Genomic DNA, 15,643 nt, shown 5'->3' on the forward strand with positions numbered 1-15,643 from the left:
TTTGTTGCACATAATTGAAATAGAATGAAATTTAATTATCTCGCAACCAAGGTGTAATAGTTAAACCGACTAAAGCGCCTTCAGGACTTAACAAACGAGTGACTGTTTGTCCCCAAGGTTCAATGCGATTATCAACTAGCAGCTGATAGCCTTTTTGTTTTAGAGCCTCAGTTGCGCTATCAATATCTTCCACCTCAAACTCAACCCAATATTGTGGCACAGGCAGAGAGTCAACCCATTTATTATCACCAAAGCAAGACATAGCTGCTTGCTCTAAAGGCCATAGTGCAAAGTGTTTAACACCTTTTAGCTCACCTTCTGATGTTGATAAATAATCGCTATTACCTTCCATGGGGTTTAACGGCAGATTCAGCGCATCTTTATAAAATAGCTGGCTTTGTGCATTATCATGAGTAATTGGACCAAAGCCTGCAACAAAGAGAATATTAATACCAGAAATAAAAGGAGTCATAAAAGTACCCTTATCGTTAAGCTAACCACTGTTTCAATATATTGATAATAATGGGTGAAAAGCTTTCTAGTTTTCCATCATCATTAGGCTTTGCTAGCTCTACAATTAAATCATTAAGTAAATCGTCATCTTCTAACCCTTCACTAGGATTAATTCCATTAATAAAGAGGATTTGCTCAATAGCGTTTTTTCTTTTATTGATTAATAAGTTATTGGGATGAGTGCTCGAGCCTAAATTTAATATTTCAATTGCCTTTTCAGCACGGGAAGTTACACCATTAACTCTACCACTAATTGAAAATTGTAATTCAGTCTCACACTCATCCATAAGTGGAGTGAGTGGAAGAGAGTGATGTTTATGAGAATCACCGCATTGTTTCTTAGCATTACAACTGGCGATAAGATTAATAAAATCAAGCGTTCTTTTTTGTGCCAATTGTTGTGGTTCAATATGTTCATTGTGACAGTCATGAACTGATTTTATTTGCTGGCAACAATGACCACATAAATAGAACTGCTCTTCTAGCAACTCTTCTCTTATTTCTGTTCGAATTTCTGAGGTTAAATCAGCGTATTTTTTATGTTTATTTTGCCTTTTCCATTGAGTTAAACTTGCGGGTTCATAATCATTTCTTTTGCTGCTCCTTCTCAAGCTGAACTTCCTTTTTCTTTAGTAATAATCGTGCTTTAACTAGCTCAATATTATTTGTTGAAACATCTTGTTCTAATTCAGCTAATAATTTTTTTGCTGTTGCAATATCAGCATTTTGAATCGCATCAAGAATATCGCCGATTTGGCTTTGCACTTTTTGATTGATAAAGTCAGTATCCATAATTTCTGACAGTACGCTATTGATATCTTGCCCATAAAGTGAAGAGACTTCTTCAACCTGACCTTTTTCAATGCTATAGACCAAAATATCTTTATGATCACTGATTAATAATGGTGAGTGTGTTGTTAATACAAATTGGCAATTTGGAAAGGTTTTATCCAATAAGGTGATTAATCGTCGTTGCCATTGAGGATGTAAATGCACATCAGGTTCATCAATTAAGATGATACCTTTGCCTTCTAAAGGATTATTCAAAGTTGGATTTAAAATTGTTAAACGGCGCGCTATATCTCCAATCATTGCTAGCAACGACTTTTCACCATAAGAGAGTTGTTCAATAGAGAAGTGTGTACCGTCTTTTACCACTTTCATGGAAAGATCAGGAGTACGCTCAATATAGATATTTTCAATCGCAGAACTATCATCAGATAAGAAAATTTTAATGGCTTCACGTACAGCAGTTAGTGCTTTATCTTGCAGTTTTTTCTGCTCAGCCAACATACTTTGATAGATTTCACTGTTTACATCGGTGTGTTTTTCTAGCAACTTCATAATGCTAGTGTGAGGAGCCGTTTCATTCTCTACATCTTCCCGATAACGAAACCAAGCAAAGAAATCAGCATAATCTGTTTTAGCCTCTAAAGCCCCTTTATAGGCGGATAAAATGTCAAATTGATGGCTATTATTAGGCTGAATTGCACTATTGATTGTTGAGTCATAAGTATGGCGAGTTGCACCATAGTAGGCTGTAATGGGCAAGTTTATTTCTTTTTCTGTATTTTTAGTAAGTAATTTACGATATGGTGAAGTGAAAGACTTAATATTATCAGTAATATACGAATTCATGAGATTATTTTCTGCATGTTTGCGTATTTTTGATAACTTTAATGATATTTCATCGAGCTGGTATCTTTCTCCATTACTTTTTCCAATTTCTTTCTTTTCAAAAGAAATTATGGATTCTAAAGCTAAAAGATTAATCTTAGATTCATTAATAGATTTACCTTGAGCATTATTATCTTCCAACTTCGCTACAAACCAGCTCAAACCTGTTGCTATCGCATCTAAAATACTGGTTTTACCTGAACCATTATTACCAATAAACACTGTAATATTAGAACCATCCTCGCTACCCTCTTTTGTGGCTAGCGTGAATTCAGCATCAGTAAAAACACCATAATTTTCAAGTCGTAGTTTGCTGATTTGCATATTGCGTGCCTATTGATTTTTTCTTTGTGATCAGTCTATTAGAGTTAGTTATCAAAGTACAGATTTTAAGCAATCTTCCTTTGAAAAAGATAATATGCAAAAGAGCCAGTACCTGTGGCAATCACTAATAAAGGCCATAAACTGTGCCATATAACAGTAATGTCGGCATTTTTAAGGTAAATCTGTTTTGTGATATCGGTGAAATGACGAATTGGGTTTATCCATGTGGCATGTTGTAGCCAAACGGGCATATTTTCTACTGGTGAAATATATCCGGATAATAAAACGGCTGGCATCATAAACACAAACACACCAATAAAAGCCTGCTGTTGTGTCGAACTTAATGCGGATATTAATAAGCCAAAACCCACCAGCGATAAGCCATAAATAAGCATGGTAAAGTAAAACAGGACTAATGAACCTGAAAATGGAATTTGATAACCGAATATTCCAATGATTAATACGATGGTACCTTGAACAGCTGCCACAACCATTGCTGGAACCGCTTTGCCGACAAAGATTTGCCATGTTGATAGTGGCGAAACTAACAGTTGATCCAATGTGCCTTGTTCGCGCTCTCTAGCAACAGAAAGCGAAGTAACTATCATCACGCCAATGGTAATAATCAATGCTACTAAAGAAGGCACAATAAACCATTTGTAATTTAAATTCGGGTTATACCAATTGCGAACAACAAGTTCTGTTTTATTCAGTAAAGAAGGTGTATTAGCTGCTAATTCAGTTTGATAGTTTTGTACGATTTGTTGCACATAATTAGCGGCAATTTGCGCACTATTAGAATTTCGACCATCTAGGATTATTTGCAATTTAACAGGAACATGGCTTTCTAGATCAGCACTTAAATTCTGCGGAAAACGAACTAATAAAAGCGCTTTACGATTATCAATAGTCTCTTTTATTTCATGTTCATTTTTAAGTAAAAGAGTTTGAGAGAATGCACTCGCTTTGGCGATACGTTGGGTTAACTCAATGGATTGTTTACCATTATCTTCATCAAAAATGGCAATAGAGGCATTGGTAACATCTAACGTCGCGGCAAATGGAAATAAGATCATCTGAAAGATAACTGGCATTATTAAAATAATACGTGTTTGAGGCTCTTGTAATAATGACTGTAACTCTTTCATTATCAGGGTGAGAAGGCGATAAAACATAAAAGCTCTCCCTTTAATCTAATCGACGACGTGTTGCTAACGCCGTTAATCCAATAAAAAATATCGCCGATACAATTAATAGCCACATATCTAGCATCAATATCAACGGAATATCGCCAGCTAAAAATAGCGTTTGCAAACTACTCACAAAATAACGTGCAGGAATAAAATAGGTCACCACTTGAATAAATATGGGCATACTATCAATTTCAAAAACAAAGCCTGATAACATAATTGCGGGTAAAAATGCAGCATTTAGCGAAATCATCGCGGCATTAAATTGATTACGCGTTAGCGTAGAAATAAGCAATCCCATGCCTAAAGCGGTAGCTAAAAAGAGCGAGGTGATCCCGCCTAAAATCCACAACGATCCTCGATAAGGTACACCAAGCACAAACACGGTGACTACCATACATAACACCATGACAAAACTGCCTAACACTTGGTAAGGAATAAGCTTTGAAAGTAAGAGTTCTGTGCGTGTTATTTGGGTGGAAAGTAGGGCTTCCATAGTGCCTCTTTCCCATTCGCGGGCAATCACTAACGAGGTAAGAATAGCGCCCACTACGGTAATAATAATAGTGACAGCACCCGGAATAATATAGTGCTGGCTAATTGCTGCAGGGTTAAACCAATAACGAGGCTCTATTTCAATTAATGGCGTAGTATCAATACCTTTACTGACAGCTTGTTGTTGCAACCAAATTTGCCAAACCCCTTTGGTATAAGCTTGAACAAAGTTTGCGGTATTGGGCTCACTGCCATCGGTGATCACTTGAATAGGGGCTTTAGTATCTTGTCGAGCGAGTAATTCGGCAAAATTAACGGGAATAACCACAATGCCTCGAATTTGCCCTGCCTGCATTTTATCAATTAATAATTGTCGATTATCGCTAATAGTTGCATTGATATATGGTGAATTCGTGAAGGTATAAACTAATTCTTGCGCTGGTTGGCTTTGTTGATTAGTTAAAATACCAATATTTAATTTGCTTGAGTCTAAATTGATGCCATAACCAAAAATAAACAGCAAAGTAAGTGGGATAACAATAGCAATTAAGGCACTACTGGGATCACGAGTTATTTGCTTTGTTTCTTTTAAACACAAGGCATATAGACGTCGCCAAGAAAAGCGGGCATGAGAGGATTGAGCTAAATTACGCATGTTTTTCGCTCCCTTTATCATTTTCACTTTCAAGTTTTTTATCGTAATCCAGCACTAATCCAATAAAAGCATCTTCCATTGAAGGGGTTGTATTATCGTCACTAGCAACCATTTTTTTGAGTGAATCAGGCTCGCCAGCCGCAATGATTTTTCCGCGATAAACCAAACCAATACGATCACAATATTCTGCTTCATCCATAAAGTGAGTGGTAACCATCACGGTCACTCCTTTATCAACCATACCATTAATATGTAGCCAAAATTCTCGTCGTGTTAGTGGATCAACGCCTGATGTAGGCTCATCTAAAAAGAGGATATCAGGTTCGTGCATTAATGAGCACGCAAGAGCAAGGCGCTGTTTATAACCTAAAGGTAAGGTTTCAGTGATTTGATTTACCATCGGCTCTAAGCCAAAGGCAGTTATCATATCGTTGATTTTATCGCGCTGTTGTTTACCATGTAAGCCATAGACACCAGAGAAGAATTTCAAGTTTTGTCCCACTTTTAAATTGCCATAAAGTGAGAACTTTTGTGCCATATAGCCTAAATGCTGACGCGCTTTACCTGAGCTCTCTTTTAAGTCCATACCTAACACAAGTGCTTTGCCGCTAGTGGGGACTAATAAACCACACATCATTTTGAAGGTTGTCGACTTACCAGCACCATTAGGGCCCAGCAAACCGAAAATTTCACCTCGTTTAACTTGGAAATCAACATGATCGGTCGCTGCAAATTGACCAAACATTTTGGTTAACTGCTGTGCTTCAATTACCGTTTCATTAGGTGCAGGAGGGATCTGTGGCATAATTTCAGCTAATTCAGATTTATGAGAAGGGCCACCTCCTAATAAATCTATAAAAGCATCCTCAAAGCGTGGTGTAGCGGGAATAAGCTTCGCATCAGGTTTACCCAAAGCGTTCAGTAATTCAGTTTGATTGCTTTGTTTTTTCAAGATCAAACGAACGGATTGTCCTTGAATAACGCCATCAGTAACTTGAGGTTGAATAATTGCTTGTTGCAATACTTTTCTACGCTGATGACCTTCAACATTGAGTAGAAAAGAACGGCCTGCCATTTTTGCTGTTAGATCTTGAGGAATGCCACTGTAAAGTAGCTCTCCTTTGTTAAGTAAGAGAATGTTTTTACATTGCTCAGCTTCATCAAGATAAGAGGTGCTCCATAGTATCAACATACCATCGCTGGCCAAAGCATGTACCATTTGCCAAAGTTCACGACGTGCAATGGGATCGACTCCCACGCCAGGCTCGTCAAGAAGCAGAACTTTAGGGCTACCTAATAAAGTACAAGCTAGACCCAGCTTTTGTTTCATCCCTCCTGAAAGATTGCCTGCTAGGCGAGATGTAAAGCGAGTGAGATCGGTAAAGGTGAGCAGTTGGTGATAAACTTTTTTGCGCTCATCGCCGACAACATTTTTTAAGTCAGCATAAAGATTGAGGTTTTCTAATACTGTTAAATCTTCATAAAGACCAAATTTTTGTGGCATATAGCCAAGAATAGCTCTGACATCAACACTCTGCTTTTGCGGATCCATTCCTAAAATATGAATATCACCCGCATCAGGCTTTAATAAACCTGCAAGCATACGGATTAAGGTTGTTTTACCTGCACCATCAGGGCCAACTAAACCTGTCACAGAGCCACCTGTAATGGTGGTTGTTAATGACGAAACAGCGGGGCTTTCTAGCCCTGTAAAGCATTTCTCAACACCTTGAAGTTGGATAGTGTAATTAGTGTGTTCCATTTTTCCCCCACACTTAATGAGAGGAGGCAAATTTTAAGGTGACAGGCATACCTTGGCGCAATGCGTCATCAGCATCCGTTACAACCACTCTTAGACGATAAACTAAATCCGTTCTTAACTCCGGTGTTTCAACACTTTTTGGGGTAAATTCAGCTGTTGGTGAAACAAATCCAATCGTACCGTGATAAGGCTTATCTTTACGTCCATCGGTGTATAGATAAACTTCTCGATTAGGAACGGCTTCGCTTAAGTGAGTTTCGCTGATATAAGCTCTGACCCAGACGGGATTAGTTAATGACACTGTAAATACAGGGCTTCCAGCGGATAACATCGTGCCGGGCTCCACAGCTCGAGTTAGTACTGTGCCTTGTGATGGTGAGATTAATTGCGTGTCTTGGAGGTTTAATTCAGCTTGAGCAACGGCGGCTTTAGCTTGCATAACTTGTCCTTTCGCCACATCAATGTCTTCTTTTCGATAACCATTTTGATACTGATTTAGCTTATCTTGTGCCGCCTTCAATGCAGCAGCAGCTTGATTACGATTATTTCTTGCGCTATCTAAATCATTGGCTGAAATTACCTTTCGGTTAGCAAGATCTTGCTGGCGTTTATAAAAATTATCTGCGTATTGCCAAGCGGCTTGCTTTAATGACACATCAGATTGAGCTTGCGCGATTTCCTCAGTGCGATATCCCGCTTCCATTAAAGCGAGCGAAGCAATTGCACTATCACGCTCACCATAAGCTTTATTTAGTGCATTGCGATAGGGCGCATCATCAAGCTTGCCTAATAATTGCCCTTTTTGGACAGGAGCACCTTCATCAACTTGTAATGTGTCTAATCTTCCAGCAACACGAAAACTAAGGTTGACTGTACGTATATCGACATTGCCATAGAGTACTAATTCAGACTCTTTGTTTTCTTCGTAATAATAGATACCTGCAACAATACCGATAATAATCATTAAGATAATAAAGAAACTGACTTTTTTAGTTTTCATAATAACTCTATTTATGCGTGATGAGTGTTAGTGTAAATCTCTCTTAATCCGTTGAGTAACAAAGCGATATGAGTTTTTAAGGTGTTGGAAATAACCTGATACTCATTTTTACCAATTCTATCCCATCCAGTTTGTCTTAGGATAGTTTCCCTAACTAAACGAAATGATAACACTTCTCCCAAAATAGCGTGAGTATGTAACATCGTTGTAGGCAGTGCAGGATCTAAACCAATATAGATAGCTAATAGTTTGTTTACGCGCGTTAAAAGAGGCGATAACGCTTGCTGGTGGATCAAAGAATAGGCTTCGGTTGGAACAAGCTGTTCTCTTGCCATAATGCGGCTAAGATGAATATTGGCTTTATCAAGCACCAGTTGAGCATATTGTAAAAAGCTATCTGTAATAAGCGTTTGCAGTAATGGGAGATGTTCTGTTGGGTTAGGCCGCTCAAGAAATTCGTCAAGAATGGCAACGGTAGGTTCAAAATCAAGGCGAATAAGATCAGCAATATGCTGTGCAACGGCGAGATATAACCCTTCTTTGGAACCAAAATAATAAGCGATAGCGGCAATATTTTGTTGAGCAGCTTGTGCAATTTGGCGTGTAGTGGCAGCATCTGGCCCATTTTTACCAAAGATCTCACATGCCGCTTCCAATAATTGTCGTTTTGCTAGTTCACCGCGCGTCGTCTTCTGTTGGGTGTCTGACATAATAGAAGATACCTTACTTAAGTAAAATGTAACAAAACCAATGATATTAAAAACAGCGATAACAAGGCGTATTATATTAGATGATATTGAACAATAGGGAAAATTTGTGATAAATAATCAAATAAAGGTGATGTGTAATAAAAAAAGTGCAATCTATTATTGAAAATTATTTTTGTATTCTGAATACAGCAAAAACTGTTAGAATAGGGGTTATTAGGTTAACCTAACAAGGTTCATTCTCTTTCATCACTGTCTATATTGAAAAATGATAGCTCTTATAGAGTAATATTACCTATAGATTGACAGTATGAAAGCCCGTCATTTTAATTTCAATCACCGTGTTATACGTTCTGGTTGTAGGAGACTACTGTTTTGACCGATTTTACATCGCTTGGTTTAAGTGAGGCGCTTCTCCGCGCTATTGATGAACAAGGGTATAAAACCCCAACCCCTATTCAACAGCAGGCGATTGAGCCGATTTTGGCGGGTAAAGACGTATTAGCGAGTGCGCAAACGGGCACAGGTAAAACAGCAGCTTTTACATTACCAATATTGGAAAAGCTGTCTCAATCAGCAACCAAAATAAAAGGTCGTCAACCCGTTAGAGCGCTGATTTTGACACCAACGCGTGAGCTAGCGGCTCAAATTGCTGAAAACGTAAAAGCGTATAGTCGTTATATTCCAATTCGTTCGTTAGTCGTTTTTGGTGGAGTAAGCATTAACCCTCAAATGATGAAATTACGCGGTGGTGTTGATGTACTGATTGCAACACCGGGACGTTTACTCGATCTTGAACATCAAAATGCAGTTGATCTTTCTCGTGTTGAAGTTTTAGTGCTTGATGAAGCTGACCGTATGTTAGATATGGGCTTTATCCACGATATTCGCCGTGTAATTAATAAATTACCGAAAAAACGTCAAAATTTACTATTTTCAGCGACATTCTCTAAAGAGATCACTGGTCTTGCCAATTCGCTATTAAATGATCCGGTGAGTATTTCCGTTGCACCAAGAAACTCAGCCGCAGAATCTGTTGATCAACATGTGCATTTAGTTGATAAAAAGCGTAAAACCGAGCTGTTATCACATTTAATTGGTTTAGAAAATTGGTCTCAAGTGCTGATTTTCACCCGTACTAAACATGGTGCGAATAAACTTGCTGAACATTTAAATGCAGATGGTATTAAATCAGCAGCCATTCACGGCAATAAAAGCCAAGGTGCGAGAACTCGCGCATTAGCTGATTTTAAAGATGGTAAATTAAAAGCATTAGTTGCAACAGATATTGCCGCTCGTGGTCTTGATATCGACCAACTGCCGTATGTTGTCAATTTTGAATTACCGCAAGTTGCAGAAGATTATGTTCACCGTATTGGTAGAACAGGCCGCGCTGCTGCAACGGGTAAGGCTATTTCACTTGTCTGTGTTGATGAACATGATTTATTAGCTGATATTGAGCGTTTATTAAAACGTGAAATTCCACGTTTAGCGTTAGAAGGTTACGATCCTGACCCTTCAATTAAAGCAGCGCCTTTGCATAAAAAACCAAAGAATAATACACCACGTAGAAGTGGCGGTGGTCATGGACGTGCAGATATTCGTGGTAAAGATAATCGCAACAATAGTCGTAAAGACGGCGATAGCGAAGGCAAAGAGTCTGGACGTAATAAAAGCAAAGAAAACTACCGTAATAGAGATGGCTCTCGTACCGGAAAATTAGGGCCTCGTCGTTCACGTAAAAGTGATGAAGGTAGTGATAATCAAAGCCCTTGGTCAAAAGCTAGAAAAGAGTTTTGAGGTTAAAAAGTGCGAGTTCTATTAGCGCCAATGGAGGGGGTTTTAGACCCCCTTGTGAGAGAGTTACTCACCTCGATTAACGATTACGATCTCTGTATTACAGAGTTTGTACGAGTTGTAGATTCATTATTGCCAACGAAAGCGTTTTACCGCTTATGTCCTGAATTACATACCGAAAGTCGCACAAAAAGTGGCACGCTTGTACGGGTGCAATTATTAGGACAACATCCACAATGGTTGGCTGAAAATGCCTTTAGAGCCGTTTCTTTAGGCTCTTGGGGGGTTGATTTAAACTGCGGTTGCCCTTCAAAAACAGTCAATGGTAGCGGTGGTGGTGCTTCACTTCTAAAACAGCCGGAAACGATTTATCAAGCAACAAAAGCAATGCGTGATGCAGTGCCTTCAGAGTTGCCTGTATCTGTTAAAGTGAGACTTGGCTGGGATTCTTCTGCGTATAGTCATGAGATTGCAGATGCGGTGGTGCAAGGTGGTGCTACGGAAATCACCATACATGGCAGAACAAAAGAAGATGGCTATAATGCCGAAAAAATTAATTGGCAGGCAATTGGTGATATTCGTCAAAGGCTTTCAATACCTGTAATTGCTAATGGCGAAATTTGGAACCGTGAAGATGCATTAGCCTGCTTAGCCACAACTGGTTGCGATGCGATAATGATTGGCCGCGGTGCAATGAATACCCCTAACTTAAGTCGTGTTGTAAAAGGCATCGAAGCTAGAATGCCTTGGCAAGAGGTGATTGAATTATTAAAGCGCTATGTTCGATTAGAAAAGCGTGGAGATACGACGATTTATCATGCATCACGTATTAAGCAGTGGTTTAGCTATTTACGCAAAGAGTATCCAGAGGCAGATGAGTTATTTAGGCAAATTAGAACATTAAAAACGTCGCCAGAAATTGCAGTAGCAATAGAGTCTCTGTAGTTTAAAAATAATCTTATCCAATAAAAAATAGCGCTAATTAATCAGCGCTATTTTTTTATTCATTAAGAAATAATCCATCCACCATCCATTTATCTTAAATATTATGTAATTTATTTCTAATAATTGGAAATAATCACTTTTTCGACTTACACTCAATAAGTGACATTTTTAGGTATGTTGTTTATATCATGACTATTTTAGGGGGGAATATGGGAATTATTGCTTGGATTATCTTTGGTTTAATTGCAGGTATTTTGGCGAAATTCTTAATGCCAGGCTCTTATGATATTGGTCTGATATGGACTTGTATTCTGGGTATTGTGGGTGCGGTTGTTGGTGGTGCGATTAGTAACTTTTTTGGCAAAGGTAAAGTTGATGGGTTTAACTTTGGTAGCTTTGTTGTTGCTGTTATCGGTGCCATTGTCGTGCTCTATCTTGCAAAAATCTTCGCAAGTTAATACCTCCATACCCAATAGATATTGATAATAAACCCGCATAATGCGGGTTTACTTTTTTAAAGCATAAACGGATTAAATTAGCAGTCACAAGGAAGGGCACTTTCAGCACCCCATTGCGCCCAAGAGCCGTCATAGAGCGCAATAGATTGGCAACCCAATACGGTTAATGCTAAAAATAAAATTGCCGCAGTCATACCTGAGCCACAGGTAACAATAATAGGCTGTGATAAATCAACACCTGCTTGTTCAAATATCTGCTTTAACTCAGCTTTCTGTTTTAATTGCCCATTAATAACTAATTCATTCCACGGAACGTTTTTACTGCCAGGAATATGTCCACTGCGCAAGCCCGGACGAGGCTCTGGTGCTCTACCATAAAAACGATCAGCAGAGCGAGCATCGATCATCTGTTTTTGCTTAGTTTCTAAATTATCAAGAAGTTGTTGTTTATTGGCATAACGTTGTGCATGACGTTCAACCACAAAAGGAGACTGTACCGATACTTTTATTGCCTCACCTTGTTCTGTTGCAAATCCAGCCTCAACCCATGCTTGTAAACCACCAGCAAGAATACGCACATTACGACAACCTAGTGTTGTTAATGTCCACCAACCTCTTGGTGCAGAAAATAAGTTACCTTGATCGTAAATAATAACGGTCGTGGTATTAGAGATACCTAATTGTGTCAGTGTTTCTGAAAATAGGGTATCAGAAGGCAGCATATGTGGCAGTGATGTGGTTTTATCTGCGACTTCATCAAGATCAAAAAAATGGGCATGTGGAATATGACGCTTAAGGTAAAGCGCTTGATAGTCAATCTGTTGAGTTGGCATTGGTGCGCTTACATCAAGGATCACAAGATCAGCATCATTTTGATGTTCAAATAACCATTGGGGAGTAACAAAGTAATCGTATTCCACGGTGCGACCTCATTTATTTAGCAGAAGGTGAGCTGTCTGGGATAGCTGGAAATTGCTGTGTAGGTGATGTTTCAGGTTGAGTCTGTTCTGTTTCTATTGGTGTTGTGGAGCGCGTATAGATATTTAAGCCGGCAAGGAAAACACCACCGATAGAACCAAAAGCAAGTAGCGCGATAATCACAATAATTATTTTTTTCATAATGTTCATTTGCAGATGAATGTTGCGCAAAAGTATATCGAGATATGAAGTTGAAACAAGTACTAAGTCGGTTTAATCAGCAAATGATAGTGGCTAAAACGTCTTATTTTTAGGCAAAAAAGGGGGGGATAGATAAAAATAAACAGGCTATTTATTTTTTATAAATAGCCTGAGTAGAGTTAATGTTGACGTTAATTATTTCAATCAAAGGTTACAGTCAATGATAAGAAAAAATCCCTTAAACTCAGGAGTAAATGAGTTTAAGGGTAAGGGTAACGCAACTTAATTAAGAATATAAAAACCAGAATGTCATTGCTAAGTTCACAATAGCCGCGACAGCCATAGGAATGGCGGTACGTTTAACTATTTGGAAAGGCGAGACATTCGCAATACCTGCAATGGCGACAATGGCTGCGGTAATTGGTGAAACGGTACGTCCAAAGCTGGTCATTATTTGCATTGGTAAAATTAAGGTAATGACATCGACTTTTAAGAAGGCGGCAATTTTGGGTGTTAAGGCGGCAAATGAGAAGAATGCTGCATTACCTGAACCCATTAAAAATGCCGCTAATGCAAGAATGGCACTCATTACAATGATCATGGCTGCAATACCAAAACCTGCATCTTGGGCAGAACTAATTAACGTATCGACGGCACCACTTTTTAGTAAACCATTGGCAAAGAACTCACCAGATACAATTAACGATACCACTAAGACAAATTGCTTACCCATTCCTTCAAAGAACAACATAAAGCTATTCATTACTGCTTTTGCATCGCGTAAGCGAACATATTCAAAAAGAAGTGCAATCACGGTACTAATAATCATCGCTGTGGTGACTTCTAATTTAATATACGGGTGTAACAAAGGGCTGAAACCAATAATGAGAATTAAAGGGATCACTGGTAATAAGGCATAAGATAGTGGAATTTTATTGCCTTCTTCTTTTACTGCATCAATAGTTGTTGGGTCAAAAACAAATCCTTCACGTTTATCCCACCAGCGTTGAATAAAGAAATGAGTGATCGCAACGGCAATAATAATAGGAATTGTGATCGGTAACTGGTGTTGAACAAAGTAGACGGCAGGTTCAATATCCGCTGTTTTCGCCGCCATAATCACGTTACCAGAGCCAGGGCCATGGTCGATAAATTGGCAGCATCCAATTACGGCTAAAGCGGAAAGTGGGCTAATACCAGAACGAATTAATATCGGATACATGGTGACCATTAACAGCATACCTAAACCTGCATGGCTAGGAATAAAGATAACCAAGATTTGGGTGACTAAAAATGAAATCACTAATAATAAGTAAGGCGATTTTATCGCTTTTAATGGTCTTTCAAAAATAGCGAATAAAGCACGGCTTGCGCCAACGTGTTCCATATAACGAGAGAAACCCGCAATTGCCATTAATGTTAAACCAAGACCCGCTAGGCGAGAACTCATAATATCCGTAAAGATTTGGAAAATATCAAAGTATTTAAATTGGGTGGATTTATTTTCTGGCAATAACGGATTAAGGTCGAGAGATGCTGTTAAGAGTAATAGCAATAATCCGCCGAGTAATAATACTGGCTGAGGTTTATAACCTCGCGCCAGTAAATAAACCACCAACGCTGTTACCAGCGCGGCAATGATTAAACCTGTCATAGTGAATTCCCCGGTAATGATGCAATATTTTTTGTTATTGGTTTAATGCTGAAAAAGCTTGTGTAATATCTGCAATAAGATCATCCGTTGCTTCAAGGCCAATATGTAAACGGACAAAAGGACCATGACCTTCACGCCAATCAGATGCTGTTCTCGCACCGACAACATTGGCAGGTAAAGCGAGGCTTTCAAATCCCCCCCAAGAAGCACCAATGCCAAAAAGCTCAAGCGCATCAATAAATTGCTCTGATTGTTTAGTGGTATATTCTTGTTTAAATTCAATGGTTAATAGACCATTGCTGCCTTTGCAATCACGTTTCCATAAATCATGACGAGGGTGATTAGGTAATTCAGGGAACCAGACTTTTTCAACTTCAGGGCGAGTCTCTAACCACTGTGCAATGGTTAGTGCTGATTTACCATGCGCCGCGATGCGTTGACCTAATGTCCTCATACCACGAAGAACTAATGCTGCATCATCTGGGCTACTGGCTTGACCTAATGCTTCAGGTAATGTACCAATTTTTTTCCATGCTTTTTCATTCGCAACCATAATGCCCATCATCACATCAGAGTGACCGCATAAATATTTGGTTGCCGCGATAACAGAGACATCCGCGCCTAATTCCAGCGGGTTATAAAGCCATGCAGAGCCCCAAGTATTATCAACACCGACAGGAATATCTCTCTCATGAGCAATACGGCAAATTTCAGGCAGGTCGAGCATTTCATAAAGGAGTGATCCCGGTGATTCAACAAAAATAAGCTGTGTATTTTGTTGAATTTTTTGTTCAAAATCAGAACCATCGGTTTTAAAGAAACTATAAGCAATGTTATTAGGTTCAAGAAAAGCCGATGCAATTTTACGAACAGGCTCATAAACCGAATCAGCAAATAAAACATGTCCACCACTGCGAGCATATCCCATAATTGTGACGGCAATAGCTGCTAATCCGGTAGGGAATAACTGAGCGCGATAGCCTCCTTCTAATTCAGTTACTAAAGCTTCAAGGGCAAATGCGGTTTCTGTACCACGCGCGCCGTAGCTTAAAACACGCTCTGTTGCGCGACGATCACGAACATCACGCCAACTCTTAATTGAGTCAAAAACGATGGTACTGGCTCTCATTACGGGTGGGTTAATGGGGCCTGAGGTTTTGATTTCTTGGCGTCCACTGTGTATCAGTTTTGTTTGTTTATTTTGTTTCATTATTAATATCTCCAAATATAGAAATAGAGTTCCCCGGTAATTAAATAAAAGGATTAATTACTGTTTTCGCTTATTTTGTTTCTATTATTTATAACAAACTTATTTATTTTTAAAATAGCTATTTTCTAAAAATGATG

15 protein-coding genes are annotated in these 15,643 nt (G+C 38.8%); 3 read left to right on the plus strand and 12 right to left on the minus strand.

The window, feature by feature from the left end:
• Positions 1-31: 31 nt before the first annotated feature.
• From C0T34_RS06475 to cecR, 8 genes are all read right to left on the minus strand, one after another.
• Positions 32-472 (minus strand): glyoxalase, encoded by a 441-nt coding sequence (locus C0T34_RS06475; protein ID WP_098943825.1) that lies wholly within the window; start codon positions 470-472, stop codon positions 32-34.
• Positions 473-488: 16 nt separating this feature from the next.
• Positions 489-1,124: a retron system putative HNH endonuclease gene (locus C0T34_RS06480; protein WP_109849876.1), complete on the minus strand. Its 636-nt coding sequence runs from the start codon at positions 1,122-1,124 to the stop codon at positions 489-491.
• Positions 1,099-2,514, minus strand: coding sequence for an AAA family ATPase (locus tag C0T34_RS06485; protein WP_109849877.1), 1,416 nt, complete (start codon positions 2,512-2,514; stop codon positions 1,099-1,101). The genes C0T34_RS06480 and C0T34_RS06485 overlap by 26 nt, the downstream gene beginning before the upstream one ends.
• Positions 2,515-2,579: 65 nt before the next feature.
• Positions 2,580-3,689: an ABC transporter permease gene (locus C0T34_RS06490; RefSeq protein WP_109849878.1), complete on the minus strand. Its 1,110-nt coding sequence runs from the start codon at positions 3,687-3,689 to the stop codon at positions 2,580-2,582.
• 13 nt (positions 3,690-3,702) lie between these two features.
• Positions 3,703-4,854, minus strand: a complete 1,152-nt coding sequence (locus C0T34_RS06495) for an ABC transporter permease (RefSeq protein WP_098943821.1) — start codon at positions 4,852-4,854, stop codon at positions 3,703-3,705.
• Complete coding sequence (locus tag C0T34_RS06500) at positions 4,847-6,616, minus strand: ATP-binding cassette domain-containing protein (protein ID WP_098943820.1); 1,770 nt, start codon at positions 6,614-6,616, stop codon at positions 4,847-4,849. Before C0T34_RS06500 ends, C0T34_RS06495 begins: the two co-directional genes overlap by 8 nt.
• Before the next feature lie 13 nt (positions 6,617-6,629).
• Entirely contained in the window at positions 6,630-7,616 is a 987-nt protein-coding gene (hlyD, locus tag C0T34_RS06505; RefSeq protein ID WP_098943819.1) for a secretion protein HlyD, read from the minus strand.
• Positions 7,617-7,627: 11 nt separating this feature from the next.
• Positions 7,628-8,326, minus strand: coding sequence for a transcriptional regulator CecR (gene cecR / locus C0T34_RS06510; protein ID WP_098943818.1), 699 nt, complete (start codon positions 8,324-8,326; stop codon positions 7,628-7,630).
• A gap of 372 nt (positions 8,327-8,698) precedes the next feature.
• Here cecR and rhlE point away from each other — a divergent pair, with 372 nt between their 5' ends.
• From rhlE to C0T34_RS06525, 3 genes are all read left to right on the plus strand, one after another.
• Positions 8,699-10,123 carry an ATP-dependent RNA helicase RhlE gene (rhlE, locus tag C0T34_RS06515; protein WP_109849879.1) on the plus strand — a complete coding sequence of 475 codons (1,425 nt, stop codon included), beginning with the start codon at positions 8,699-8,701 and terminating at the stop codon, positions 10,121-10,123.
• A 9-nt stretch (positions 10,124-10,132) separates the two neighbouring features.
• Positions 10,133-11,065 (plus strand): tRNA dihydrouridine(16) synthase DusC, encoded by a 933-nt coding sequence (gene dusC, locus C0T34_RS06520; protein ID WP_098943816.1) that lies wholly within the window; start codon positions 10,133-10,135, stop codon positions 11,063-11,065.
• A 209-nt stretch (positions 11,066-11,274) separates the two neighbouring features.
• Entirely contained in the window at positions 11,275-11,523 is a 249-nt protein-coding gene (locus C0T34_RS06525; protein WP_098943815.1) for a GlsB/YeaQ/YmgE family stress response membrane protein, read from the plus strand.
• A gap of 77 nt (positions 11,524-11,600) precedes the next feature.
• Here the strand turns inward: C0T34_RS06525 and sseA are convergent, their stop codons facing one another.
• From sseA to metC, 4 genes are all read right to left on the minus strand, one after another.
• Entirely contained in the window at positions 11,601-12,443 is an 843-nt protein-coding gene (gene sseA / locus C0T34_RS06530; protein WP_109849880.1) for a 3-mercaptopyruvate sulfurtransferase, read from the minus strand.
• A gap of 13 nt (positions 12,444-12,456) precedes the next feature.
• A complete protein-coding gene (locus C0T34_RS06535) occupies positions 12,457-12,645 on the minus strand; it encodes a hypothetical protein (RefSeq protein WP_174704117.1) in 189 nt (62 codons plus the stop codon).
• A 283-nt stretch (positions 12,646-12,928) separates the two neighbouring features.
• The gene (gene dcuC / locus C0T34_RS06540; RefSeq protein WP_098943813.1) at positions 12,929-14,296 is read right to left on the minus strand and encodes a C4-dicarboxylate transporter DcuC; all 1,368 of its coding nucleotides are present in this window, start codon (positions 14,294-14,296) and stop codon (positions 12,929-12,931) included.
• Between the two features lie 34 nt (positions 14,297-14,330).
• Positions 14,331-15,506 carry a cystathionine beta-lyase gene (metC, locus tag C0T34_RS06545; protein ID WP_109849881.1) on the minus strand — a complete coding sequence of 392 codons (1,176 nt, stop codon included), beginning with the start codon at positions 15,504-15,506 and terminating at the stop codon, positions 14,331-14,333.
• Positions 15,507-15,643 lie beyond the last annotated feature (137 nt).

This window comes from Proteus sp. CA142267 (assembly GCF_003336825.1).
Taxonomy (GTDB): domain Bacteria; phylum Pseudomonadota; class Gammaproteobacteria; order Enterobacterales; family Enterobacteriaceae; genus Proteus; species Proteus terrae.